25 protein-coding genes are annotated in these 24519 nt (G+C 51.2%); 17 read left to right on the top strand and 8 right to left on the bottom strand.

What is annotated here, in order from left to right:
- Positions 1-2: 2 nt before the first annotated feature.
- From H6750_19495 to H6750_19485, 3 genes are read left to right on the top strand one after another with little or no spacing between them, the layout of a single operon-like run.
- The gene (locus H6750_19495; protein ID MCB9776495.1) at positions 3-977 is read left to right on the top strand and encodes an ATP-binding cassette domain-containing protein; all 975 of its coding nucleotides are present in this window, start codon (positions 3-5) and stop codon (positions 975-977) included.
- 43 nt (positions 978-1020) lie between these two features.
- Positions 1021-1800, top strand: a complete 780-nt coding sequence (locus tag H6750_19490; protein MCB9776494.1) for an ABC transporter permease — start codon at positions 1021-1023, stop codon at positions 1798-1800.
- 29 nt (positions 1801-1829) lie between these two features.
- Positions 1830-2759, top strand: a complete 930-nt coding sequence (locus tag H6750_19485) for a hypothetical protein (GenBank protein ID MCB9776493.1) — start codon at positions 1830-1832, stop codon at positions 2757-2759.
- 361 nt (positions 2760-3120) lie between these two features.
- Here H6750_19485 and H6750_19480 read toward each other — a convergent pair whose 3' ends face one another.
- Entirely contained in the window at positions 3121-3894 is a 774-nt protein-coding gene (locus H6750_19480; GenBank protein MCB9776492.1) for an MBL fold metallo-hydrolase, read from the bottom strand.
- Between the two features lie 48 nt (positions 3895-3942).
- Here H6750_19480 and H6750_19475 point away from each other — a divergent pair, with 48 nt between their 5' ends.
- Positions 3943-4578 (top strand): HEAT repeat domain-containing protein, encoded by a 636-nt coding sequence (locus H6750_19475; protein MCB9776491.1) that lies wholly within the window; start codon positions 3943-3945, stop codon positions 4576-4578.
- Positions 4579-4599: 21 nt separating this feature from the next.
- On the opposite strand, the gene H6750_19470 is transcribed toward H6750_19475, so the two are convergent.
- A complete protein-coding gene (locus H6750_19470) occupies positions 4600-5226 on the bottom strand; it encodes a hypothetical protein (protein MCB9776490.1) in 627 nt (208 codons plus the stop codon).
- A gap of 218 nt (positions 5227-5444) precedes the next feature.
- Between H6750_19470 and H6750_19465 the strand changes: the two genes are divergently transcribed.
- From H6750_19465 to H6750_19450, 4 genes are all read left to right on the top strand, one after another.
- The gene (locus tag H6750_19465; GenBank protein MCB9776489.1) at positions 5445-6683 is read left to right on the top strand and encodes a TIGR00300 family protein; all 1239 of its coding nucleotides are present in this window, start codon (positions 5445-5447) and stop codon (positions 6681-6683) included.
- A 15-nt stretch (positions 6684-6698) separates the two neighbouring features.
- A complete protein-coding gene (locus H6750_19460) occupies positions 6699-7499 on the top strand; it encodes a hypothetical protein (GenBank protein MCB9776488.1) in 801 nt (266 codons plus the stop codon).
- Between the two features lie 438 nt (positions 7500-7937).
- Positions 7938-8255: an HNH endonuclease gene (locus tag H6750_19455; GenBank protein MCB9776487.1), complete on the top strand. Its 318-nt coding sequence runs from the start codon at positions 7938-7940 to the stop codon at positions 8253-8255.
- Positions 8256-8540: 285 nt separating this feature from the next.
- Positions 8541-8858 carry a BON domain-containing protein gene (locus H6750_19450; GenBank protein ID MCB9776486.1) on the top strand — a complete coding sequence of 106 codons (318 nt, stop codon included), beginning with the start codon at positions 8541-8543 and terminating at the stop codon, positions 8856-8858.
- A 250-nt stretch (positions 8859-9108) separates the two neighbouring features.
- On the opposite strand, the gene H6750_19445 is transcribed toward H6750_19450, so the two are convergent.
- A complete protein-coding gene (locus H6750_19445; GenBank protein MCB9776485.1) occupies positions 9109-9660 on the bottom strand; it encodes a DUF488 domain-containing protein in 552 nt (183 codons plus the stop codon).
- Between the two features lie 321 nt (positions 9661-9981).
- Between H6750_19445 and H6750_19440 the strand changes: the two genes are divergently transcribed.
- Together H6750_19440 and H6750_19435 are read left to right on the top strand one after the other, a co-directional pair.
- Positions 9982-11277: a sel1 repeat family protein gene (locus H6750_19440; protein MCB9776484.1), complete on the top strand. Its 1296-nt coding sequence runs from the start codon at positions 9982-9984 to the stop codon at positions 11275-11277.
- Between the two features lie 401 nt (positions 11278-11678).
- Positions 11679-11867, top strand: a complete 189-nt coding sequence (locus H6750_19435; protein ID MCB9776483.1) for a hypothetical protein — start codon at positions 11679-11681, stop codon at positions 11865-11867.
- A gap of 38 nt (positions 11868-11905) precedes the next feature.
- Here H6750_19435 and H6750_19430 read toward each other — a convergent pair whose 3' ends face one another.
- From H6750_19430 to H6750_19410, 5 genes are all read right to left on the bottom strand, one after another.
- Positions 11906-12586, bottom strand: a complete 681-nt coding sequence (locus H6750_19430) for a DUF1614 domain-containing protein (GenBank protein MCB9776482.1) — start codon at positions 12584-12586, stop codon at positions 11906-11908.
- A 171-nt stretch (positions 12587-12757) separates the two neighbouring features.
- Positions 12758-13441 carry a zinc metallopeptidase gene (locus H6750_19425; protein MCB9776481.1) on the bottom strand — a complete coding sequence of 228 codons (684 nt, stop codon included), beginning with the start codon at positions 13439-13441 and terminating at the stop codon, positions 12758-12760.
- Between the two features lie 119 nt (positions 13442-13560).
- Complete coding sequence (locus H6750_19420; GenBank protein ID MCB9776480.1) at positions 13561-14349, bottom strand: SDR family oxidoreductase; 789 nt, start codon at positions 14347-14349, stop codon at positions 13561-13563.
- A gap of 73 nt (positions 14350-14422) precedes the next feature.
- Complete coding sequence (locus H6750_19415) at positions 14423-15892, bottom strand: YdiU family protein (protein MCB9776479.1); 1470 nt, start codon at positions 15890-15892, stop codon at positions 14423-14425.
- A 754-nt stretch (positions 15893-16646) separates the two neighbouring features.
- Positions 16647-16835, bottom strand: coding sequence for a hypothetical protein (locus H6750_19410; protein ID MCB9776478.1), 189 nt, complete (start codon positions 16833-16835; stop codon positions 16647-16649).
- A 200-nt stretch (positions 16836-17035) separates the two neighbouring features.
- Between H6750_19410 and H6750_19405 the strand changes: the two genes are divergently transcribed.
- From H6750_19405 to H6750_19375, 7 genes are all read left to right on the top strand, one after another.
- Positions 17036-17521: a cupredoxin domain-containing protein gene (locus tag H6750_19405; GenBank protein ID MCB9776477.1), complete on the top strand. Its 486-nt coding sequence runs from the start codon at positions 17036-17038 to the stop codon at positions 17519-17521.
- An 80-nt stretch (positions 17522-17601) separates the two neighbouring features.
- Complete coding sequence (locus H6750_19400) at positions 17602-19365, top strand: hypothetical protein (GenBank protein MCB9776476.1); 1764 nt, start codon at positions 17602-17604, stop codon at positions 19363-19365.
- 157 nt (positions 19366-19522) lie between these two features.
- The gene (locus tag H6750_19395) at positions 19523-20908 is read left to right on the top strand and encodes a sigma 54-interacting transcriptional regulator (protein MCB9776475.1); all 1386 of its coding nucleotides are present in this window, start codon (positions 19523-19525) and stop codon (positions 20906-20908) included.
- Positions 20909-21176: 268 nt separating this feature from the next.
- Complete coding sequence (locus H6750_19390) at positions 21177-22607, top strand: MBL fold metallo-hydrolase (protein ID MCB9776474.1); 1431 nt, start codon at positions 21177-21179, stop codon at positions 22605-22607.
- 20 nt (positions 22608-22627) lie between these two features.
- Positions 22628-23182, top strand: coding sequence for a DUF2892 domain-containing protein (locus H6750_19385; protein MCB9776473.1), 555 nt, complete (start codon positions 22628-22630; stop codon positions 23180-23182).
- Positions 23183-23258: 76 nt separating this feature from the next.
- The gene (locus H6750_19380; protein MCB9776472.1) at positions 23259-23780 is read left to right on the top strand and encodes a hypothetical protein; all 522 of its coding nucleotides are present in this window, start codon (positions 23259-23261) and stop codon (positions 23778-23780) included.
- 107 nt (positions 23781-23887) lie between these two features.
- Positions 23888-24415 carry a DUF1264 domain-containing protein gene (locus H6750_19375; protein ID MCB9776471.1) on the top strand — a complete coding sequence of 176 codons (528 nt, stop codon included), beginning with the start codon at positions 23888-23890 and terminating at the stop codon, positions 24413-24415.
- Positions 24416-24519 lie beyond the last annotated feature (104 nt).

Here is a 24519-nt window from a genome sequence, read left to right as displayed (position 1 = left end):
ACATGTCTGATGCCGTTGCCATTGAGGTTAAAGGGCTGGGGAAAACCTACGACACCGTGACCGCGGTCAAGAATCTTTCCCTCTCCGTCATGCAAGGAGAAATTTTCGGCCTTCTTGGACCCAACGGGGCAGGGAAAAGTACCACGCTTCGAATTTTAATTACGACTCTCAGTCCCACGTCCGGGACCGCAACCATTTTCGGACATGATGTCGCCAAAGAAGCCGATACCATTCGACGGATGATCGGCTACGTCCCGCAGGAACGGGCTATCGACCGCTTTCTTACCGGTCGGGAACATCTGCTGTTGCTTGCGGATCTCTATCATCTCCCAAAGAATGAAGCCCTCACCAGGATTGCATCGCTCCTGAAGCTGGTCGATCTGGAAGAACATGCCGATCGCGTAGCCAAAGGATATTCCGGTGGGATGAAACGCAAATTGGATATTGCCTGCGGCTTATTGCCCAATCCCAAGGTACTTTTTCTGGACGAACCCACACTCGGGCTTGACGTTCAAAGCCGCCTCAATATCTGGCAATACCTGCGACAATTGCGCGAGCAGGGCATGACCATCGTCATGACCACCAATTACCTGGATGAAGCCGACCAGCTTTGTGATCGAATTGCTATCATTGACCGCGGCGAAATCCGCGCCATTGGCTCTCCAAAGGATTTAAAGGCCAGCTTGGGTGGCGATGGCGTCTGGCTCACTCTTGGAGATCCCCAGCCTCAGGTGCTCGAAACCCTCTCAACCGCCTTAAAAGCCTTGCCCTTCGTGCGTGCGATTCGTCCCACGTCACAAGGGCTTGATATCCGGGTCGATGCTCCCGAGAAGGCATTGCCTGCTATTCTTGAAGCCACGAATCGAGTAGGATGTCTCCTCGAAGGAATCGAATATCATCGGCCAAGGCTGGACGACGTGTTTGTGGCTCACACAGGCCGGTCCCTCAAAGACCAACCCCCTGAACCCACGACTTAAGATCCTATCCTATAGTATTTCACTGTTCTGGAAAGGTTTCTCCATGAATGAGCAAATTCAAGAAGTACTTGCCCTGACCAATCGATGGGTCAAGCGATTGAGCCGGGAAAAGTTCAGTATGTTGTTTACGCTAATCCAGCCCATGCTGTTTTGGCTCATCTTTTTCGGCAACCTGTTTCAGCGAGCAGCCGACATACAGGTCGTTCAAGCCCCGAATTACATGAGTTTTCTTGCGGCCGGCGTTGTGGTGATGACCGTTCTCAATAACGGGCTGGCCGGTGGCGTAGACTTATTGTTTGACAAAGAAAACGGTTTTCTGGAACGACTGATGGCGACTCCCATCAGACGATCATCCGTGATCCTTAGCCGGTTTCTATTTGTAATGGCCATCACCGCCATGCAAATTCTGGTTATACTGGGCGTAGCCTTTTTATTCGGGGTGAGTGCGGAAACGGGGATTTTAGGGATCGCACTCATTCTGGTGATCGGCATGTTGTTTGGTGTCGGGCTCACCGCCATTTCCATGGCCATGGCGTTTTCGGTGAAAAGTCATGGAGATTTCTTCTCGGTGTTGGGCTTCCTCTCGCTTCCGATGATCTTTCTCAGTTCCGCGCTCGTACCCTTAGCGGCAATGCCGGGTTGGATGAAATCACTGGCATTTTTCAATCCGATGACCTGGGTCATTGATGCCATCCGGCCGTTGATTCTTACCGGTTGGAGCGAGGCGCTCCCTCAGGTCGCTATCGCCCTTGGAGTCCTCGCCATCTTTGACGCCCTGTGTCTCTATGGGGGTGCCCGCGCGTTCAGGCGTTCGGTCGGCTAACGGGCTTTTACCACATTATAAACTCCGCGATGGGACGCCTCTTTTGCTTTGGGGAGGCGTTGTCGTATTTCCCGGGACGAATTTTCTTGCACTCACCTTCGGAGACAAAAATTCAGGCTCTACTTCGTTTGCTGTCCGACCCCAACGAACAGGTGGCCAAAACGATCCAGCACGAATTCGTCCGGATCGGGCCCTCAGCCTTACCGTTTCTGGAAAAGGCCGGCGCGGATGATACGGCATTGGAATCCCGGGTCGCTTTTGTCAGAGATGAAATTCTTTTTGAGCAACTCAAAGAGGAATTCAGCACCTTCGTTACCCATTGTTCCCGACAGATGGATTGGGAACAGGGGGCGTTCCTCATCGCCAAGATCGCCCATCCGGATGTCGATATTCCCCATTATCAGCAATGCCTCGATCAGCTCACGGAAGAATTTCGCAAGAAATGGCATGCCGAAAGTTCTGCGCCTGGAAAAATCGCCAGACTCCTCAGCGCGTTCCTCTTTAAAGACAAGGGATTTTCTGGCAATCGCATCCATTACCACGACCCCGACAATAGCTACCTGCATCGGGTTATCGAATCCCGGCAAGGGATTCCCATCTCTCTTTCGGCCATCTATGTGTTTGTGGGAAACCGTTTGAATTTGCCCCTCTCCGGGGTCGGAATGCCGGGACATTTCCTGGTGAAGATTGAAGGAGAGCCGATTCCTCAGTTTGTGGATTGCTTTAACGGTGGGGCATTTTTACGGGAACAAGACTGTGAGCAATTTATTACGGCATCCGGTTTGGACTATTCTCCTGAGTTTTTGGAAAAGAGTCCGACACGACTGATTCTTGCCCGCATGCTCCGAAACCTATTAAGTATTTACGAACGGGAGCAACAGAATCCCATGACGAAGCGGGTAGAGACTCTGCTTCAAATCCTGCAGGAATCTGCCTCAGATGAAGATCCCTCTCTTTAGTCCCTACCGGCCATATCCGTTTGATACATTAGGTTCCTAACGGGTTCAAATCTGTTGTCGAGAGTCTTATCAGCCTCACCATTTTCTTCTACTTCATGTTTTAATGTTTGCCCCTGGTATCTGGAAGGGCCGGCTTTCGGCCCGGCGGCCAAGGTTCCTTCGGCGTTACTCAGGACAGGCCTTTTGTTTCGGCAAAAGGACCCAAAACCATTTCCACCCGAGTCAGCACATTAAATCGTTCTGACGCAAGTTATGGAGGGGCGGACCAACTCGCCGGGCTTGGACAAGGTCTGATTTTTGATTTGGACGTCAGCTCGATTAGCCAACTTGGAGGTGGTGAGTTATACATTCATTTGCAGGCCTAGACCATCCGAGATTCCCTCCCGACTTGCAAGGCTTGAAGATCTTTGCCTTTGATGATGGGTCCTGAAAAAAATCGGCGGGCTTGAGCTACGACATTCGACTGATCGGCTGCTTCATAAAAATGTGAAAGAACAAGTTTTTTGATATTGGCTTCTTCTGCGACTGTTCCGCATTCTTCTGCATGCATATGGGATCCACCTGGTTGATGCGACGAAAAAGAGCAGTCCAAGACCGCCAGATCAGCATCACGACATAAGCGAACCAGGTTCGGTGAGGCCATCGCATCTCCCGAAACAGCCGCTGACCGGCCCTGATACTCAAGACGATAACCGAGACAGACCTGTTGCTCAGAATGGGTCATGGGCAACGGCGTAATTTGTGTGTGGCCAATCAAAAACGGCCGATCCTTGACTTCTTTGAGGATTACTCGAAAGGGCGGATCAGAAAAACTGGGGAATGTCCGGAAAATCGTCCGAAAGAGTCGTTGAGTCCCGGGAGGACCATAAATTATGAGATCCGGTCGAACCTGCGCGAACTTTGATTGGCATACGGCATCAAAGAAAAATGGAATAAAATCAGAAAAATGGTCCGCATGGTAATGGGTAAAGAGTAGGTGTTGAATCGTATGGCGATCGATGCCGGTTTGTAATAAATTTGAGAGCGTTCTTGGACCAAAATCCAGTAGAATAGGCCGGTCCGTCTCGAATACATACCCGGCCGCAGCGCGGGTAGGATGAATATTGGTTCCTGAACCTAGTATGGTGAGCTTCATTGTTATACCCTGCCGGAAAATAAATACTCTCTGGTAACCACACCTCGTATGGCCACACAACCCGAAACAACCCGTTCCATCAACCCGTTTATCGGCCTGTTAGGTCTGGGCCTGATCGTAGCAGGCATATGGATTTGGAATCATCTGACTTTTGACACCCAGGATTACATTACCGAGGAGATCCTCCCCATATTCGTTAGCCTTCTTGTCTTAGGAATAGGCGTATGGGTTGGCACCAAAAAATGGCGTGCTCGCAAAGAACGCCTTCAGCTTCGCGATCGGCTCCTCCAACGCTTTCAAAAAGAACCTTCAGCCCAAAAACGGCGGGATCTGGCCTTTACTCTGATTGAAGTGAACCAATTTGAAGCAGAAGGATTGGAGACCGTCGCCGAACCGATGGCGGAACTCTTTATTTGGACATTGAAGACGGCACTTGGTGACAAACAACATCGCATACGAGGAATGTCAGCCAGTTACCTGGGGATCTTGAAACATCAAGCCTCGATCCCGTTGTTGATTCGTGCGTTGGAAGATGACCATGCCCATGTACGAGCCTGCGCGGCATTGGCCCTGGGCCGCATGCGGGCTCAAGATGCGAAGGCGAAACTGGAAGAAAAGATGAAAGAAGACTGGGACCAGACGGTGCGCAGCCGTTCCCGAGAAGCATTGGAACGAATACGATAGAGGCTTCACCCGGCACGCCTATCAATTAAGCTCCTGATTCAGTGCCCGTTGATCAGCCTCGGAAAAGCGATACCCCTTGTTCATCAACACCTGCATGCCCTCCATCAGGTATTTGAATTGAACATCCCTGCGAATACTATCGAATAGGCCCGTTAGGGCATTCATATACCCACCCAAGGGTTGTCCCTCTTGAAACGGGAGCCTAAAGGCTTCCAGCAGATCGTGGATTTCGTGTGCACTATATTCCTGATTATCATCTCCATCCCCCACTAAGGCCATTTGATAAAACGTCAGGCTGAGGGAGAGAAGTTGTTGCGAATTCCCAAAGGCTTCCCGGGCCTGATCCAACCCTTCGGGAAAGAGCCTCACGCAATCAAGATCAAGTCCCGTCCTGAAGAAAGGGGAGTAATGAATGCGCTCAACCTCAGGCCGGGCTTTTTTGTTCCAAAGTTGATAAAAATAGACAGTACAGGAATCGGCAATCGCAAATTCCTGTTTATCTTTTCCGATTTGAGCACCGATGTGTTGAGTGAAGGCTTGAAAGACATCCGTGCCGGGGGAAGCCCATGCCGTCGCCTGCAGGGCCTGGCCACCACCGCCCCAGACGAGTCCCATACTGAATAGAAAAGGAAAAAGATACTGGTTCAAATTTGGTTCCCCCAGGATGATAGATATCCTTAGTATAGCACCCTCAGGAAACGCAAGAGAATGATTCTTCCCCCGTTTCCTTCACAAGTTCTGACCAAATAGGCCATGGCATCATGAGCGACAACTATTCCACGCCCCTCTTCGCCGTCGCGCGTAGCAATAACCCCCGAGCACTTTTTTCATCAAGCCTTTACAGAAATTCATGGTAAAATAAAATCATGATCGTTCAAACCGTCACCATCCAAGGGCATATCATTGATTCACTGATCCTCGCGAAGGTGCTGGATGACATTGTCATGTTGGGAGGGACCTTCACCCTCTCGGAAGTCACGGTTGGAACCCGACGGGAAGACACTTCCCATGCTACCATCCTGATTGAAGCTCCCACGATGGAGTTACTACAGGAAATCCTGAAAACCATCCAACCCCATGGGGCAGTAGTTGAGACAGAGGAAGACTGCACGGTTGAGCCAGCCCCGGCTGATGGAATTTTACCGGAGGATTTTTACGCGACCTCTCATCTGGCCACTCAAATCCGTTGGCAGGGAAATTGGCTCGATGTTCCGCAACCCGAAATGGATTTAGTCATCAGGCTGAAGACCTCTCCCCCGTCCGCGCAAATGGTTTCCATGGGCTCGGTCAAAAAAGGCGACCTGGTCATTACGGGGCGGAAAGGGGTTCGGGTATTCCCGCTGGAACGACCAAAAGAACGCGATGTGTTCGGGTTCATGGAAGCCCAGGTTTCTTCCGAACGTCCTCACCGTCATATCATCGCCGATGTGGCCAAGCGAATGAAGGCGATCCACCAACAACGAAAAGAGGGCAAAGGATCAGGAAAGGTGTTGTTTGCCGGAGGTCCGGCCATCATCCACGCGGGAGGACGGGAAGCCCTGGCATGGATCATCGAAGCGGGGTATGTCCACGTGCTCTTCTGCGGGAATGCCCTGGCCGCTCACGACATGGAAGCCAGCCTATACGGTACGTCATTGGGATATAACTTGGGTATTGGCCGTTCGGTGCCCCATGGACACGAGCATCATCTTCGCACCATCAATCGTGTCCGGGCCCTGGGAAGCATTCAGCAAGCCGTCAAGGGTGGCCTCATCAAAGAAGGGATCATGGCGGCCTGCGTACGACAGGGAGTCCAGATGGTATTGGCCGGGACGATTCGCGACGACGGCCCTTTGCCGGACGTCATCACCGATTCCATTAAAGCCCAGGAAGCCATGCGCGCTGCCATTCCCGGCGTGGGGTTGGCCTTGTTGGTGGCCTCCACTCTGCATGCCGTGGCGACGGGAAATTTGCTACCGGCATCGGTACCTACCGTCTGTGTCGACATCAATCCCGCCGTTCCCACAAAGCTGAGTGACCGTGGAAGCTTCCAAGCCGTCGGACTGGTGATGGATTCTTCTTCTTTCTTATGGGAACTGGCCCGTGAACTCGGCTGGAAAGGGTAGCAGGAAACCAATATCATGAGCCGTTTACTGATGTGCCCGCCGGATTATTTTGGTATCGAATATGAAATTAATCCATGGATGAGAATGTCCAATCAATCCAATGGAGATCGTGCCAGAACCCAATGGAAGACGCTGACTCAGGTACTGGAAAACGAGGTTGGAGCCAAACTTGAATTTATGGAACCGGTACCAAAACTGCCTGATCTGGTGTTTACCGCCAATGCGGGTGTCATCCACGGCGGAAAGGCTGTACCCAGTCAATTCCGCCACCCGGAACGGCAGGGTGAGGAACGATATTTCATTGATTGGTTTATTAAGAAGGGCTATGAAGTCATCAACCTTGACGCCGGAATACACTTTGAAGGGGCCGGGGACTTATTGGGATTTCCAGATTTCTGGATCGGCGGCTACCGGCAACGCAGTGATATCCGAGCCTATGTCCAATTGTCGAAAATTTTCCAGAAAGAAATCATGCCTGTGGAACTGGTGGATCAACGGTTTTACCACCTGGATACCTGCTTTTGTCCACTCAGTGGAGGAGAGCTCCTGTACTTTCCCCCGTGTTTCGATACGTACGCCCAAACCGTGCTGGCCTCTCGCATAGAACAGAAAAAACGATTTGCCGTCCCACCCCAGGAAGGCGAGCGGTTTGCCTGCAATGCGGTGTGTATCGACCGCCATGTCGTACTGCCGACCGGATGCCCGGAAACAATGGCATGGTTACACAAGCAGGGCTATACCACCCACCCGGTAGAACTGGATGAATTCCTCAAAGCCGGCGGCTCCGCCAAATGCCTGACTCTGGCGCTGGATTAAGTTATAAAACATTCGATTTCCCTATCAAACGCTGCACGAACACCACCTGGCGGTAAGAGCCCGCTTCAAATCATTGGCATCCTGAGGCCCCGCGAAGAATCTGTGCCCGGGCGTGAAAACCTCCTTGTCTTTAAAAATCGCCGACCCAAGCGCTACAATCTTTCAAAGCAGGGAGTGTTGAATAATAAAGATGTTCAAGGGAAAATTTGCCCAGGATTAGTTTACCCATCAAAGGCTCCGGGTCGGTTCAAAAAAGTCCGTCCAGCAAGGCCGCAGCCGTTTTTGCGCGCGGAGCGTACGCGTCGTACGTGAGCACGGAAAAGTGGCGAGAACGCCGCTGGCGGCTTTTTTCAACAGACCCAAGCAGGTTAACCCGGCTCATGACTTCAAAAGTCATAAGTCCGCATAAAGCATTATAAACAGAGGCCACCTTCCCTTATGACCCAACCAGAACAGTTCTACTCACTCGGTGACGATGACACGATCCGACGACATATACGGATTGAGCGCGAAAACGGGAAAAAATTACGGAAAACCCCATGGTGGAAGGCTCAGATCCAAAAAGGGGAGTGCCACTTTTGTCATCAGCAAGTGGGAGCGGAAAACCTGACCATGGACCACGTGGTGCCATTGGCCAGGAAAGGAAAAAGTACCAGAGGCAACGTCGTCCCGGCCTGTCAGGCCTGCAACCGCAGCAAAAGTCTCACTACTCCCGTTGAAACTCTCCTGGATCAGATAAAAGCAAAAGGAGATTAAACAACCCGATTTTTACAACTACCTCGACCTGTTCATACCCGCTTCCTGTTTGCTTTCCAAACCTTTTCTCAGACCTCCTAACTTATTTCTGCTCTGACGACCCCCGAACCCAGGCACTTCTAGTCAACAATCAAGGGTTTTTATCAATTCTGCTTCTCCCCTCTTTGAATCATACTGACTCAGTCTATTACTGAATGGCATCAAGGCTGTGTCCAAAAACTTTCATTTCACAAAAGGAGAATTGTTATGATCAACACCTTCACCAATCAACTGAAAGTCAAAACCATGCTAGTGGTCTTCAGTGTGGCATGTGCATTGGCATTTTCAGCATGTGCCAGTGATCCACATGGGCGGACCGTCGGAACCACGGTTGACGATGCCGTGATCACCTCATCCGTCAAATCATCACTGATTGCCGATGACCTGGTGGATGCGTTTGAAATTGAGGTTGATACGTACCGAAGCACGGTCATGTTAAGTGGATTTGTTGAAACACAAAATCAGATCGAACGAGCTGTGGAAATTGCCAAAAAGACGGAGGGAGTGCAGAAGGTCGTCAATAAATTAGCGATAAAGCCAAAAGCGCTTTCCCAGAAGAATTAACCGGGATATCGAAATTTCACAATCTCCTACCCAATATGGGAGGGTTGAAAATTTCCAAGGTCATATGGGCCCACGGCATGTTGCCTATTAGGCACCTCCGGGCGGTTCCCCCTGGCATAACCCCAGGGGGAACCGTATCAGCAAAATTTGTTTATGCGGGTGTCCGCCGCCGATCGTATTGGAATCGTAAATTACCCATTCCGGAGAGTCTTTCAGCCAACAAATTCAAGCCCACGTTTCCACTCTTTTGTTAGAAGAGCCGAAGATTGAGATCCGATGAACTCTCAGTCGGATAGGTGAGGCGACCTGCGTCAGATTTGGCAAAGGGCGTGAGGGTGTGTGTTTTGAGAGAACTTGCCGAGATGATGTGGTGGACCGTCCAACCACGGATGACCAATGCATCCGCTATGAGCGTCCGGTGGCAGCGCCAAGGAACCGCTTCCGCGCACATCACGGCTGATGGTGACTGCTGTCCGATATTCACCAGTTCCTCCAGCCCATCCCAAAACTCTTGAGTTTGCATGTAATCCGCGTAACCTCGGAAACCCTCATTCCGCCATCCCACATTCACCGAATCCGGCCGGGTTTTCCTCCGACCTCCCAACTCCGGCATGTGCCGATACTGCAGCCCGGTTTCACGAAGACTCTGGGCAAGAGTCTCCTGGTAGAACTGCGGATTGCGTCGGGAAAACGGAATCGTTCTGACGTCGACCAGCACTTGAATGCCATGTGATTGAAGTACCCCGACGAATTCCTCAATAGGTCGCGTCGAATGGCCAATAGTCCACAACTCCGGAGACATAGGTGTCTCAGCCGAGTGAGTGTCGGCAGGCTTGCTGAGTCCAGGAGGCTGGTTCATCTCCATCGCTTAGAATTTCCACCCGCATTCGTAAGAATGCTTTGAGCGTCTAATAATCAAAATCGGCGAAGATCTATGGGGCACCAAATTACCTTATCCGCCATAAAAGAAGAAGAGCCAGCGCTTAACATTTCCCTGGCACTTGGGTTTTTCCCGAGAACAGCGGGCTATTCTGACCCATCTGCTTTTCTAACGCATTGCATTGACACCTTAAATATCCGGCAGTAATCTTTGGCGCATTCTCCTTTCCCCGGGAGGTCCCGTATGCGGATACCGTTTTCCTCCTACTTCTCAATTTTTTCTTCTGTCCACACGCACCAGTTCATTCTGGCGTGGTTCGTGCTGGGCGGAATATTGTCCGGAAGTCTTCTCTTTGCCGCAGGCTCGTTTCAAGAAGACTGCCTTGGGAAATCACCGGCCGGTATCGCCCTGCAGAGCCATCTTGTCGCGGCGAAATCCGGCAAAGTGGATTCCATGTTTTGCGCGGGAGCGATTCATCTCTACGTGCAACATGATATCAACAAGGCGCTCCCCTGGTTGGAAAAAGCCGCCAATGCCGGTGACAAGCGGGCACCACTTGTCCTGGGCATCCTCTATGAAAAAGGAAACGGAGTTCCAGAAAACCCCGCTACTGCAGCCAAGTGGTATCAAAAAGGCATGGATAATGGAAACCCTGCAGCCGTTCGGCGCCTGGCAGAATTATACCGTCTCGGCTTGGGCGTACCGCACGACGAAGCTAAGGCGCGAGAGCTTCTCGACAAGGCCGCAACCCTGGGGGACAAGGCCGCGCCGAAATTTATTGAAAAGCACGAACAGGATCGCTTGCACCCCAAAGCCGGACAGAGCATCAAAGAGGAAGCCTATCGCGCCTACAAACAGAAGCAATACGACAAGGCCGCCAGGCTGTATCGCCAGTGCGCGGACATGGGCAACCATCAATGCCAGCTATCGCTCGGCGTCCAATACGAATTTGGCGAAGGTGTCCCGAAAAACGAAAGTCAGGCTGTGGCGTGGTACCGCAAATCCGCCGATCAGGGGAATGCCATTGCCCAGAAAACACTCGGCCTAATGTACGAATTGGGAAAGGGTGTGGGAGAGAATTGGGCTGAAGCCTTTCGCCTATATTCCCTGAGCGCACCGAAGTACAAGGATGGAGCGTTCGCTTTGGGTCGCATGTATGAATTCGGCATGGGCGTGCCACAAAACCGGGCACTTGCAATCGAAACGTTTAAGAAAGCCGCCAGCCTTGGACATCCGGACGGAAACTATTGGGCGCGCTGGCTCAACAATTACTCCAACTGCATCGGCTTCCGAAATGAGGAAGAGCAGAAGACGCTTGGATTTCTACGCTGCCCGGCCGATCCCGTAGGGGTCACCTTTCGCAACCACAACGAACGATTGGCATACATGCGGGAAAAAGGAAAAGAGTTTGACAAAATGGAAGCCGAAGCCCTTGCTCGCCAGGCCGAAAGGGGAAAGGCCACGAACGAATCCTCATGTAACTTCGCCGGGGGAGTCTGGATGGGCCGCAACACTTCGAGCGGAGGTTATTGCCAATAAGTGAGCATAAACGTGCATTCTTCTTTTCGGACGTCTATCCCGCAATCAGGAGTACAGCCACGCTTCTAAGGTTAATCCGTGTATTCCCACCTTTATTGCTCCATCCAACATTCCTGGAATTCTGCCGACTTTTTCTCTCGGGCTCCCAATGCCGGCATGAGGCAATACTGAAGCCCGACCCCGCACGTAGCGGGAAATTTTAATTATCAGTCCATGGCTGAGCCTACAGTAAAGACAAAAATCGAAGTATCCTGCAACTCGAATATAGATTTAGGTGGAGAAACTAGAATTTTTAGGGGCGTTTTAATTTGGGTCTTTAGAGTTGTGATAGGCTCAGAACCTGTACGGATCGAAATAGTATCATATCTTTTCTTTTAAAATTTCTGAATATTGGAATTAAAATGGGTAGAAAATTTTTTGGTGGGATGCCCGGGCGCCTCTTTGCCGGACTCAGTAGGACCAGCTCATACCGGTTCCCATCCGTCAGGCGAGTGAATGCTCGCGACAGTCATCAGGAACGACTCAACCCATTGGGGACCGACCCCATCGGCCACGCCGGAATCAATATTGTGTCCCTCACTGCTGTGTAGCCAAAATTACAACACATCGCACCATTTTTGTTATAGGGTTACGCCAGGTAGGCGGCCAGGATTCCCGAGAGGACAATGCCGTCAAAGGTGCCGGCTCCCCCGATGCTGGCCATGCCCGTCGCGATGCGCGGGATCTCCCGTATGTGCAAGACATCAGCGCCCAGGAGGGGACCAAACACCCCGGCAACAAAGGCCACCGATGGTGCTTCCTCGGGGGCAAGGAGTAGTGCTGTCAGCGCTGCCACCAGCGGCGGCACCAATGCCGGCATGGCGATACCGATTCCCTTGACCGGCTTCGCCAGCCGGTAGCAAACCGCTGTATTGATGGTTATCGCCAACACGATCGGAAGGAGGTAGATCCAGGAGTCCCTAAGAATTTGAAGAATTTCATACACCGCCACCAGCGTGGGAATCACACAGCCTCCCAAATTGACGGCCAGGATGGTTTCATTCGGGCTTCGTTGGAGGTGAGACCCAATGTCCAGAAAACCAAACAGAGGGTAGGGGTGAGCAATCACTTCATCCTGACGGGTAATACGGGTAAAGGGAATATTGACGACACTCCCCAGGAAAATTCCCACGATCACAAACATCGCGACAGAGGGGTCCAATCGCAGTTTGGCCAGGGCCAGGCCCATGAATTGGGCAAACACGAGTGGCAGCAGGAAGAGCAGCAGCAGAAATAGGAAAATCGGAAGGCAGCCCAATCGTCCGTTCATGGAAGAAATTCCAGCCCTGCCCGGCCATTAATTTGAAAAATGGTGCTAAGCCAATTCAGGAAACTTGGCACGTGCATCAGCGAAAAATAAGGCCTAACGTCGGGAAGAAGACTTCCCATTTTCGATCGGCTTGTCGGTCCCGGATTTACTGAATTTATCCCCCACACTTAGTTAGCGGCGGACCAGCCGAATCCATCTCCACATGTTAACCAGGCTGAAGAGAGAGGAGGCGACATAGGTGAGGGCGGCGGCGGTGAGGATACGTTTGGCGCCGTGCAAATCCGGAGGTGCCAGATATCCGCCTTCTCTGAGGATCGGCAGGGCTCGACGAAAGCTGGCATTCCATTCCACTGGTAGGGTGATGAGATGCACCATGGCAGAGACACTCATGGTTCCAATCGCCACGACTAAGACGGCAAGACCCACGGCAGGGATCCTGGTTACTCCAGCCAGGACCGGAATACCCAACATCAGATAGGACCCGGCCTTTTCGGCTTTTTGTGCAAATTTGATCAGGTGGGTTCGATCTTTCAAGAGGGTATAGCCCTCATGATCTTGCAACGCATGGCCGACTTCATGCGCCGCGATGACTGCCGCGGTGAGGGATCTGCCGTTGTAATGCTTCGGGTTCAAACCAACGACTTTGGTTTCGGGATTGTAATGGTCTCCCATCGGCGTGGGCTCAACTCGCACTCGTTGCAAACCGAACCGATTGAGCAAATGACGCGCTAACTCCCCACCCGTCCCTCCAAGATCCTCACGGTGTTGACGATATTGGCGGAAGACCCACCACACCCACAGTTGGGGTCCCAAGACAATAATCATGAGAAGGAGAAAAAGAAGAATCATGCGCATGGAATCACTCTATCCCCTCAGCCCGCTCCTTACCAAGAAGCGGATTGCTCCTTCTGTTGTTTTCCTGATTACATACAAGGATTTTTCAAAGGGGTGTTTCTGCTTATTGGTCTGTTCCATCAAAAGACTGTCCGCACGAGACCGCCTTCAGCCCGGATACAAGACCCATTGATCACTGAGGCGCAGGCACTACAGACAAACGCCACAATCTCTCCTATTTCTTTTGGATCAATCAGCCGACCGATCAGGGAAGTCGGGCGATTCTCTGACATAAAACGGCGTTCGGCTTCCGCGGGCGGAAGATCAGGGAATATGTTCCGGATGAACTTCTCCACGCTTTCCGTGCGGGTAGGTCCCGGGAGCACTGAATTGACCGTGACCTCCGTCCCTTTGGTGAGTTCGGCCAACGAGCGGGCGATGCTTAATTGCATGGTTTTGGTTGCACTGTAGTGGGCCATTTCGGGAGCCGGGGAGACGCCCGATTCGCTTGAAATGAAGACGACTCGCCCGTGACCACGTTCAAGCATGCCGTGGAGGTAATGGCGGGCAAGCCGCACGCCGCTCATGATGTTGATCTCAAACATCCTCTGCCACGCCTTATCTGTTTCCTCGAAAAATCCGACAGCCTCGTAGATGCCGAGATTGTTGATCAGAATATCGACCTTGGGCACCTGGGAGATGGTGAGATTGCAACCGGCGTCAGTCCCGTTGTCAGCCACAAGAGGGATCATCTCTGTATGGGGAAGATCGGCCCGGATCTCCGCCATAGCTTGCTCCACACTGGCCTGCGTACGACCGTTCATCACAACTTTGGCGCCCTCGGCAGCGAGAGCACGCGCGATTTCCAGCCCGATGCCTCCTGAGGACGCCGTCACCAAGGCCATTTTACCATTCAAATCCAGATTTATGATGACACTCCCTTCCCATGACGGATGATTGGAAATCCCCGACCAGGTTTTACCTATCTTGTTGTTGAATGGTTCACGAAGAGCACGAAACGATAATCGGTGGCTCACCGGGCGGAGGAAGCACAGTATAGGATTCCATGCCGGGGCGGTCAGTAAACGGGTCGCTCAGCAGATTCAATAATCGATCAACTTCGGAATAGTCCTTCTGCCGAACCGCTTGGCTAATGGCCTGTTGTGCGAGATGATTTCGAAGGATGTACCTGGGGTTCACCTGATCCATTCTGACTTGGCGCTCTTCGTCATTGCTTTTTTCCGCCCGTAGCCGTTCCCGATATCGTGCCGTCCAATCGTCAATCGCTTCCCGATGAAGGAATTGGTCTCGTAATGCGTCCGGCGCTGACGAACTCTCCTGACGGACGGTTCCCAATTCCCGGAACAAGTTGGTGTAATCCACTCGGCTGGAGTCCATGAGGTTCAACAGATCGGTCACGAGCTTGTCGTCTCCCGCGTGCGCTTCGACCAGCCCCAGCTTAGCCCGCATCAATTCGGCATACTTGGCCAGCATCGCTTTTTCATAGATTTCCGGTATGCCGTTGACTGCGTCTTGGTCCACTAACGGTGACAAGGCTCTGGCCAGCGCCCGAATATTCCAAAAACCGATGTCGGGCTGGTTCTGAAAGGAATACCGGCCGTGATGGTCTGAATGATTACAGATAAAGGTCGGATCGTAGCGTTCCATAAATCCGAACGGACCGTAATCCAGCGTCAAGCCGAGGATCGACATGTTATCGGTATTCAGGACACCATGCGCCCACCCCACAGCTTGCCATTGGGCCACGAGCTGCCCGGTGCGAACCGCTACCTCATGCAACAACCTGGCGTAGGGATCCTTTGCTCCTACCAAATGCGGATAGTGATGTTCGATAACATAGTCTGCCAGCGTTTTCAGGTATTCATGTTGGCGGCGATAGTAAAACACCTCAAAACTGCCAAACCGCACATGGGTCGGCGACATCCGCAGCAACATGGCTCCCGGTTCCGGAGTTTCCCGCCAGACAATTTCTTCTCCGGCCACAATACATAAACTGCGTGTTGTGGGAATGCCCAATCCATGCATGGCTTCCCCACAAAGATATTCCCGAATAGTCGAACGCATCACTGCCCGACCATCGCCGTCGCGTGAGAATCTCGTGAGCCCTGCGCCTTTCAATTGCAACTCCCATCGCTCCCCGTTTTGATTGCGCACCTCCCCCAGCATGATGGCCCGCCCATCACCGAGCTGTGGCACGTAATGCCCGAATTGATGCCCCGAATACAACATGGCAATGGGATCGCTCCCAGGCAACAGCCTGGCCCCGCAGAAGTATTCGGCAAACTCCGGACGGGTCCATTCCGTGGGGTCAATATCGAGTAATTCTGCAGCTGCCGGATTCACGCTCACAAGGTAAGGATGAGGAAAAGGCGTTGGTTTGACCCGCTCATGAAACACATCGGGCAGGCCTGCATAGGTGTTCTGAAAATTGAGATGTTCTAATTTGGCCATGAGTTCATTATCCGTGACCTAGCCGGGGTCGGGCAACCACAATCATCGTTGCATCACTTTAGAGACCTTTTCAGCGGTGACCGCAAAAGCCTTTAAGACACTCGGCAAGAAATTCCACATTAGTGTTTGCTTCAAAACGCTTCCCTCGGAGCCGTATCTCTTTCGATTCAACTGTGTGTGGTATTTTCTCAACAACCATTATTTTTAATTCTTTGAAAATTGAAAAACACCAATACATACAATATATTACGGATCATATTTTTTAGGTTCAATAATTGCTTTTGCCATAATGCAGAAGTCTTATGCTGAGGAGCTGATGGTTATTGGGTGCGCGTGTGGTTGGGTGTGCCCTTAAAAAAAAGGAGAATGCATGATTCGGATTTGTGCATGGTGTCGACAGGAAGGCAAGGCTGGAATTCTTGGAAGGAACCCTGGGGAATCCGGAGAAATCAATGAACCGGAATCCCACGGGATCTGCCATGACCATGGAATCCTCCTTCGCCAAGCATTCACGCGAAACCTTGGCCGTCGCCCTCTTTCAACCGCGACTCTCTCTCCCTCGTCAGCCTCCTTCTAGGCAACGTTCACCGTTGTCTGATGCTGAAATTCCCGTTGCAGGATGGTAGATCACAAAAGTGTGTGTCCAGACCGGATGGTCGATATCCATCCCGGCTGCATACAGGGGAATCGCAACAGCTAAGCGTTGTCGGGGTTGCGGCTTGAGGCCGAAAAACGAGAGGACGGGGAAGGCTTACTATCGGCGCGGAGTTGGGAGTTTGCTGGTCGTCTTCAATCGATTTTTGATCAGGACCATCCCGATAGAAGGGAGGCGTGCGGTTCGACGAACCTCAAACCATCCATACGCCAGCACGCTCAGGACCAATACCAGGGCTATGGCCATCGAAAGAGGATCATCCCCGATTAATAATTCTAAGAGATGCACCGTATACCATTCTCCTGATGTATTTTCATATTTTTCGGACGTTTCGGCCCGATCTTAATATTTTCTCTTTCCTCTCCAAAATCTTTTCCCATTTATACATATTTTCACTTACGGCTGTGCCATATTTTTGTAGGGAACTGACGAACAATTCCGCCTACTCGTTTCGCCCTAGAATCGCTAACCGGTATAATATTCCCATCATGATGTTTCCCCTGGCCTTATTATTTAAATTTTTTCAGGTTTTCATTCTGATGCTTGGCCTCACGGTGTTTGCATTCCCGGAGTCGGGTACAGTTTGGGGAGCGACCCCGGTCAGTCTCGCTCCTGCAACTGATTCCCAAGAACAAGTCGTGACCATCAATATTAAATCCCGGGAATTCAGCCCCAACACCCTTTCACTCACCGTGGGGCAAAAAACCCGGCTGGTCCTCAAAAACCTGGATTCGGAACTGCATGCATTTCTGCCAATCGGCCTACTTACCGATATCCACCTGAATGTCAGCGGAAGTGGTGCTCCACAGTTTTCCAAAGAAGGTCTTAGCCGCGTTTTGCTTCCCACCCGAGGCCAAACCGACATTGTTTTTATCCCATCGCATCCCGGTACGTTTCCCTATTTTTGCGATTTACCAGGTCATGTGATGCAGGGTACCATCGTGGTGCATAAGAATGAGGGTGTGGTAGATTAGCAACCTGGATTATGAGGGACATTCCCCTCTCTGCTACACAAAATCATTAACCAAGCATGTTTGAGGAGGAGTTTGGTTCCATGAGTATTGTTCGTCGTCAACCAACTAAGACAAATACCCTGAAACCTGAGGCAGATTATCGTCTCGGGTCCCCTGTTCACCGGATGTGGCCTACGCTCAAACTGGTAGGCCTCCTGTGTGGTTCTGTGCTTTTGGCCTCCGCTCCTGTGTGGGCCGCCGATCCCGCGTCCGTCAATGAGGAAGCCCTGCTCTCCACCGTTCGGGAATATGCCAATGCGGTCGGAAAGGGGGATCAAGTCGCGGCGGGCCAACGGGATTTTGTGTGCTTACATCAGATGGCTCAACAGCAGTTGTTGTCAAACGGAAACTTTCCCGACCCGTCAAACCCCATCTATGAATGGTGTGACCAGCGTCGGCAGGAGTCCCACCAACGAGCCATTCAACAAAATGACCGGGCATTAGATAATGTCTGGCCGGGACCGGGAAAACTGGTCGATTTTTCCGATTTCGAACGATTTTATATTGCGGAGACGCTTAATCAGCAATTGGCTCCATCGTTTTTTGTTATGAAGGCCATTGCAGTTCAAGAACCTACAACTCCATTTTTCATTGAGGCCGTGGAATCGGGAACCCTGCCCCATGCCTCATTTCCTTCTCCGGATGAGACCAGGGTGGTAGCCGCACCCACAGCCTTTCTCACCACCAAGGTGTCTTATCCGAATGCCTTGACGGCACCCATCGCCAATGCGCCCGGTGCCGAGGATTGGGCCGTGCCCTACAAAAAAGCCCAGCGAGTCGTCAAATCCGTCAACGTGAAGTGGGTCGTGCTCTCAGATCTGAAACAATTGGGTTTTCCAACGGATCGTGCCGTGCTGGATCTGGTGCTCGATGGCCCCCGTGGCACCACCATTCCATTCGTCGTGGACCCGGGTGGCTATGTTCCGCGCTCAACAGAATGGTTTGGTCTTCCAGAGAGCCTGCCAGCTATCCAAACAGGAATTCAACAAGCACAAACTGCACCGACCAGACTGGAATCCGTGATGAGACTGAACCGGGTTTTGCTGATTGGCCCCTCCCACAAACCCGCACTGGAGGTTTTTTCAGATCAACTATACCAAGGATTTCTAGAGTATGGAGGTCGCTTGAACGGCCTTCAATTGGGTGATGAGCGTCTGGCCCAACGGTTCAACGAACTGTATTGGACGGTGCAATCCCAAACCGATCGATTTGATCTGTCCCTGGGAATGGAAATAGGCGGGAAGTCTGAGCCGATGCCAGCCGATTATCTCTATCGAATGATCCCTGTAATGGAGGCATTAGCATCTCTGGAGCCCGGTGATTTCAACAACCGGATTCGATTGTCCTCGACCTACCGGTGGACGAACGATCAAATGGCGGCCCTGTCTGCGCCACAGGAATTATTGACTGAGGTGCCAGCCGAACAGGAAGAGCTTCGCGCACAAGTGCTCTTAGAGTTAGCCTGGGCCCGAATTGGAAAAGTGGCCTGGAATCGGCATTATGACGATCCCGACATTCAGAGAGGTTATGAGGCGGCTCAGAAAGCGTTCGAGCTCACGAAAGATCCCCTTAACAAATTTACGGCAACCTATGCGATGGCCTATAGCCTGGCATTTCACGTTCCCCGTGACAATCAGGCGATGCTGGGTCTCCTGCAGCAGGCACGTGACTGGTTTGAGAAAACTCCCGGCTCAAGCCCGCAAAGCTGGGCGTATATGTTGCACAACGATACACTGAAGGGGTTAGTCGAGAATGATCCCGCCTTCAAGTCATTGCTGGCAGCACAGGTAGAACCTACAAATTAGGTGTATGAGGCCTTATGAAATTACGGACAACCTAAAAATCACGCAAGGCTGGAGAATGGTATTGTCTCAATACACGTTCTCCAGCCTTCTTGGTTCACCTACCCCTTTTTTTAACCCGCTCAATCTCACCCTATGAACATTCTTTGAATCACAGACCATGGAGCTAGATTTCCGGAAAAATCCCGCCATCCTCAGCAACATGGTAGACGTCATGGCGGATGGCGTGTTCACGGTCGATGCGAAAGGTCACATTGTCGCCTGGAGCACCGGGGCAGCTCGCATTACGGGATATTCCAGCCAGGATATCCTGGGGAAATCCTGTCATATTCTAGAAGGTCAAAATTGCAAGGGCTTTCGCATCCTGACGGAATTTTTGGACAACCCCACCCCCTATCCTTGGGGCATCTGCAATCAGGAATGCAAAGTGCTGGGGAAAGACGGCCGCGAACTCTACCTCTTCGGCAATGTTTCAATCATCCGGGATGAACAAGGCCAGGTCGGGGGCGCTGTCGGAACCTTTACCGACCTCACCTCATTTATTTTGAATAACCAAAAAATTGCCGTGCTGGAGGAACAGGCAAAATCCCGTGAGTCCTTTCAACAGCTCATCGGCAAAAGCCCGGCGATGCAAGAGGTGTTTCGCCGGCTCCGACTGGCTGCACAAAGCGATGTCACGGTATTGCTCACCGGGGAATCCGGCACCGGAAAAGAACTGGCGGCCCGAGCCATTCACACCTTAAGTGATCGAAACGATAAACCCTTTTTCGCCATCAATTGCTCAGCGATTCCAGAAGCCTTGCTTGAAAGTGAACTCTTCGGGCATGTGAAGGGGGCGTTCACCGGCGCCATACGCGATAAAATCGGGGTTTTTCAAGCCGCTGACGGTGGCACGTTATTTTTAGATGAAATCGGAGATACCAGCCCTCTCCTGCAATTAAAATTGCTCAGGGTCCTGCAGGAAAACGAAATACGCCGGGTTGGAGATGACCGGGGCATGCGGGTCGATGTCCGTCTCATTACGGCCACCAATCGGGATTTGAAAGCCCTTATGGCAGAAGGCACGGTCCGGGAAGATTTTTATTATCGGATTCATGTGTTCGAGATTACCCTTCCACCATTGCGAGCCCGACGAGAAGACATTCCTCTCCTGGTTCACCATTTCATGGCGGCCAACTCCAAGACGTTTGGTCGCGAAATAGGAGACATTGCCCAGGATGCCCTGCAACGGTTAACTGACTATAACTGGCCCGGCAATGTCCGCGAATTAAAAAATGCGATCGAACACGCCTTCGTCACCGTGAATGGTGATTGCCTCACCCTGTGGGACCTCCCTTCAGAAGTTCAGAGTCCTCCAAGGTCCCGAAGCCTCAAACCGCTCTCGACCAGCACAGAGCACTCCCTTCCACCGGAGGAGGAAGCTCGTATTGCGGAAGCCCTCCAACAGACCAAAGGCAACAAAACGGAAGCTGCCAAGCTTCTTGGAGTGAGTCGAGTCACCCTTTGGAAGAAAATCAAACAGCTTCAGACTCCTCCCAACGCCTAATCAGATCGTTAACACGTTAACTTAACAGTTAGCGTATTTTGTTCAGGTCATCTGACTTTCAGGCCATACTCAGGCCTCTCCTGATTTCAACTTATCCACTAAAGCATTGATTTTGTATAAAATTTTCAAATTCTTCCGCGTATCATCATCTGGCACAATCCATGCGTAAGGATGGTACAAGGAAAGAATCTTACAAGAATATTTCGAAACGAGCTCAATTAATCTCAACCAATGCTCCTTTTTTTCGAAGGAGAGGAGGGTATTCATCATGATTGTGAAACAATTTTATTTGAGTTGTTTGGCTCATGCGTCTTACATGATCGGCGATAACAAAACCTCAACCGCTGTGGTCGTGGATCCTCAAAGGGACATCGAGCAATATCTTCAGGAGGCCCGACGCCACGATTGGAAGATCCGTTATGTGTTTCTCACCCACTTCCATGCAGACTTTTTAGCCGGGCACCTTGAACTCCAACGACAAACCGGCGCTGAGATCTGCCTTGGCGCCAAAGCCAAGACCGACTTCCCCATTCGAAACTTTCGGGACCAAGAGGTTCTTGAGTTTGGGTCGGTGCGCATTCAAGTGCTAGAAACACCGGGGCATACCCCGGAAAGTATTTCACTTGCCGTCTACGACCTGGACAAGAGCGCCGATCATCCGCACTGCGTGCTGACGGGAGATACGCTGTTTATTGGCGATGTGGGCAGACCGGATCTTATGGCCTCCATTGGTGTCACCGCCGAAGAATTAGGGGGGCAATTATACGATTCGCTCCGAAATAAACTCATGCGTCTTCCCGATGAAACACTGGTCTATCCTGCACACGGAGCGGGATCCATGTGCGGAAAAAATTTAAGCAGCGACACGGTGTCCACATTGGGCAGGCAGCGTTGGGAAAACTATGCACTTCAACCCATGACGAAAGAAAAATTTATTGATCTGGTTACGGCTGATCAACCTGAAGCGCCTTCGTATTTTGGATATGACGCAAGGATGAATAGGGAACAGCATCCTGTTCTGAATGATGTGATTCGGGACAGCCTGACTCCTCTTTCCCTTCAGGCTGTCTTGGATCATCAGGAAAATGGAGTTCAAGTCCTTGATGTCAGAAATGCCGTTGAATATGCGGGAGGGCACCTGAAGGGAAGTCTCAACATTGGATTAGGAGGAAAGTTTGCGACCTGGGCCGGAACAGTTCTGAACCCCAAATCCTCCATCGTTATCATTGCAGAGCCTGGATATGAAAAGGAGGCGATTCAACGATTAGGCCGTATTGGATTTGACCGCGTCCTGGGCTACTTGAAGGGCGGCATGCAATCCCTTGAGATGAACCCTGATGTGGTCCAAAAAGTCCAACGCATCACGGCTCAGGGACTTGCAGAACTCCTGACGGCCCAACATCCCCCCATGGTCGTCGACGTGAGATCGGTCAAAGAATGGGAATCCGGGCATATTGACGGAAGCCTCAACATCCCTTTGCCTCACCTGGCCGAACAGGTTCGGGACATTCCTGCAGATACCCCGGTGGTGGTCCATTGCGCCAGTGGATACCGGTCATCTACCGCCATAGGGATTTTGGAACAAGCCGGACGAACCCAAGCCATGGATCTTGTCGGTGGCTATGACGCCTGGCTCACCACCTGGAGTCATCCACGCCAAAAGTTTCAACCCCAAACCATATCCGCATGCGCGAAATAAACGGACAAGGAAGATCCCCAATGAATTTATTGGCAATAGATCAAGAAGCAAAATCGGGAACGAGTAAGAACAATCAGCTGTCGCCCCCTTCATTGAAGAAACCTCTGTATATCGATGTCAGGACACCACAAGAGTTTGAAGGTATGCATATTTCAGGTGCTCGAAATATTCCTCTACCGGATTTGCACAGATTTGTGACCGAACTGAAAACCCTCTCTCGTGAGCACCGCATCATGTTGATCTGCCGAACACAAAACCGGGTGAAGATTGCCTACGAATATTTAATTAACCAAGGGATAACGAATTGCGGCATTCTCGAAGGAGGCATCACGGCCTGGGTTAATCAGGGCAAACCTGTCGTCAGGGGAAAACAACGAATTTCCCTTGAAGGACAAGTGCGCGCCATCGCAGGGGTATTAATTCTCGCAGGGGTTGGATTGGGCCTGACAGTTCACACAGGATTCCTTCTCCTTCCAACCCTGGTAGGGGTTGGACTTATCCATGCAGGACTTACCGACTCCTGTCTGATGGGGATGCTCTTGAGCAAGTTGCCCTATAACCGGATCCGGGAGTAATTGCTCCTCATTCTATTTACTCAAAAACTTTCATGTTTGAAAGTTTTTGCTTATCGTAATACCAAGAAGGTTTTAGATGGGCCAGGGAAGGATTTTTTTGAATGGGAATGCGAGAAAGCTTTTGCTAGTAGCTGTAATAATTGCCTCAACCTCAGGAGCCCAGGCTGCTGAAAATTCCGATGCCACCACTCAATTGAATGACATACAAGCGAAATTTGGGCCGGTGTTGCAATTGGAAGGTAATGCCCAAAAAGAGATCAATGCGATTGCCAATTTGTTAACTGATGATTCAAAGTTAATGCCCATCGACGCCACGAAGGCCAGTGGGGAAATGTGCATGCTGGAAACCGTCTCCAAGCATAATATGGTGCATTTCAATCAACACCCCGAACAAACCACAGAAGATATCGTCTATTACATAAACCCCGATCAGTTTATCGCTAGCGGGCTCGATCTGGCGAAATTGCCCCGGCACCCTGAACAACTTGGCGAAATGATACCCCTCCAATGGTATTACTATGACGACAGCTACGTTGAGCCACCCCAGGGAAGCCAATTGAACAAGCCGTTTGTCATTATGAGCATTGACGTCAAATAATGGTCGTTCACAGAACGACATGATAGTATGCGGCGAATTTTCACCAGGTTCCCAAGGCCTTCCACATTGTTGGAGGGTTATTACTGAACAACATAAAGGAGGTTGCCATGCAGCGTTCAATCCGTTCATTTTTCATGTTAGGGACTTTTAGTCTTTTGGCCATGGGGTGTATGACCACTCCAGCCACGAGCGAGGCTGCGCCTGCCCCAGGACCTGCCCAAGGATATGACATCCATGTGCAAGCCCCTCATTTAATGCCGGATGGCACCCCAGGTGGACCCTATCACCACTACTGTAAAGGCATTAATGATAAGATCCTGCAATGTCTCCTCTTTGAAACCACAGACGCCAATGCCCCTCTTGTGGCCATTGAATATTTCGTGTCCAAGGATCTTTCCCGGACCTTGCCGTTGATCCAATGGCATCGGTTTTTCCATGATCATAAACAGGAAATCGCCACCGGGCGTGTACAAATTTTAGATATTGATGATCCAGAAAAGGTCAAAGCCATTGCCGAAGCCGCGTCAAAAACCGACGGAGTCATTTATCATCTATGGCAAAAGGGGAAAGATTTTCCGGACGGGACTGTAACCTACCCGCAATCTCTCGGGCATATCTTTAATCAACCGGAATAATCCAAGATGGTCCCGGAGATTCCCTTTTGGAATCTCCGGGATCTGGACTCTACTTTGAGAGGCATTGAACTTGACCCTGCTTAAGAAAAATTTAAAGATTGTGT

It is taken from the genome of Nitrospiraceae bacterium (genome assembly GCA_020632595.1).
Classification (GTDB): Bacteria; Nitrospirota; Nitrospiria; order Nitrospirales; family UBA8639; genus Nitrospira_E.
This window is presented reverse-complemented; position numbering and strand designations above follow the sequence as displayed.

Bases quoted from the DNA above. Each gene is read 5' to 3' on its own strand.
- H6750_19405 (MCB9776477.1), top strand. From the start codon at position 17,036: ATGATGTTTCCCCTGGCCTTATTATTTAAATTTTTTCAGGTTTTCATT.
- H6750_19400 (MCB9776476.1), top strand. From the start codon at position 17,602: ATGAGTATTGTTCGTCGTCAACCAACTAAGACAAATACCCTGAAACCT.
- H6750_19445 (MCB9776485.1), bottom strand. From the start codon at position 9,660: ATGTCTCCGGAGTTGTGGACTATTGGCCATTCGACGCGACCTATTGAG.
- H6750_19485 (MCB9776493.1), top strand. From the start codon at position 1,830: ATGGGACGCCTCTTTTGCTTTGGGGAGGCGTTGTCGTATTTCCCGGGA.
- H6750_19465 (MCB9776489.1), top strand. From the start codon at position 5,445: ATGATCGTTCAAACCGTCACCATCCAAGGGCATATCATTGATTCACTG.
- H6750_19375 (MCB9776471.1), top strand. From the start codon at position 23,888: ATGCAGCGTTCAATCCGTTCATTTTTCATGTTAGGGACTTTTAGTCTT.
- H6750_19495 (MCB9776495.1), top strand. From the start codon at position 3: ATGTCTGATGCCGTTGCCATTGAGGTTAAAGGGCTGGGGAAAACCTAC.
- H6750_19430 (MCB9776482.1), bottom strand. From the start codon at position 12,586: ATGAACGGACGATTGGGCTGCCTTCCGATTTTCCTATTTCTGCTGCTG.
- H6750_19490 (MCB9776494.1), top strand. From the start codon at position 1,021: ATGAATGAGCAAATTCAAGAAGTACTTGCCCTGACCAATCGATGGGTC.
- H6750_19395 (MCB9776475.1), top strand. From the start codon at position 19,523: ATGGAGCTAGATTTCCGGAAAAATCCCGCCATCCTCAGCAACATGGTA.
- H6750_19480 (MCB9776492.1), bottom strand. From the start codon at position 3,894: ATGAAGCTCACCATACTAGGTTCAGGAACCAATATTCATCCTACCCGC.
- H6750_19440 (MCB9776484.1), top strand. From the start codon at position 9,982: ATGCGGATACCGTTTTCCTCCTACTTCTCAATTTTTTCTTCTGTCCAC.
- H6750_19380 (MCB9776472.1), top strand. From the start codon at position 23,259: ATGGGCCAGGGAAGGATTTTTTTGAATGGGAATGCGAGAAAGCTTTTG.
- H6750_19415 (MCB9776479.1), bottom strand. From the start codon at position 15,892: ATGGCCAAATTAGAACATCTCAATTTTCAGAACACCTATGCAGGCCTG.
- H6750_19390 (MCB9776474.1), top strand. From the start codon at position 21,177: ATGATTGTGAAACAATTTTATTTGAGTTGTTTGGCTCATGCGTCTTAC.
- H6750_19435 (MCB9776483.1), top strand. From the start codon at position 11,679: ATGGGTAGAAAATTTTTTGGTGGGATGCCCGGGCGCCTCTTTGCCGGA.
- H6750_19450 (MCB9776486.1), top strand. From the start codon at position 8,541: ATGCTAGTGGTCTTCAGTGTGGCATGTGCATTGGCATTTTCAGCATGT.
- H6750_19460 (MCB9776488.1), top strand. From the start codon at position 6,699: ATGAGCCGTTTACTGATGTGCCCGCCGGATTATTTTGGTATCGAATAT.
- H6750_19455 (MCB9776487.1), top strand. From the start codon at position 7,938: ATGACCCAACCAGAACAGTTCTACTCACTCGGTGACGATGACACGATC.
- H6750_19385 (MCB9776473.1), top strand. From the start codon at position 22,628: ATGAATTTATTGGCAATAGATCAAGAAGCAAAATCGGGAACGAGTAAG.
- H6750_19425 (MCB9776481.1), bottom strand. From the start codon at position 13,441: ATGCGCATGATTCTTCTTTTTCTCCTTCTCATGATTATTGTCTTGGGA.
- H6750_19475 (MCB9776491.1), top strand. From the start codon at position 3,943: ATGGCCACACAACCCGAAACAACCCGTTCCATCAACCCGTTTATCGGC.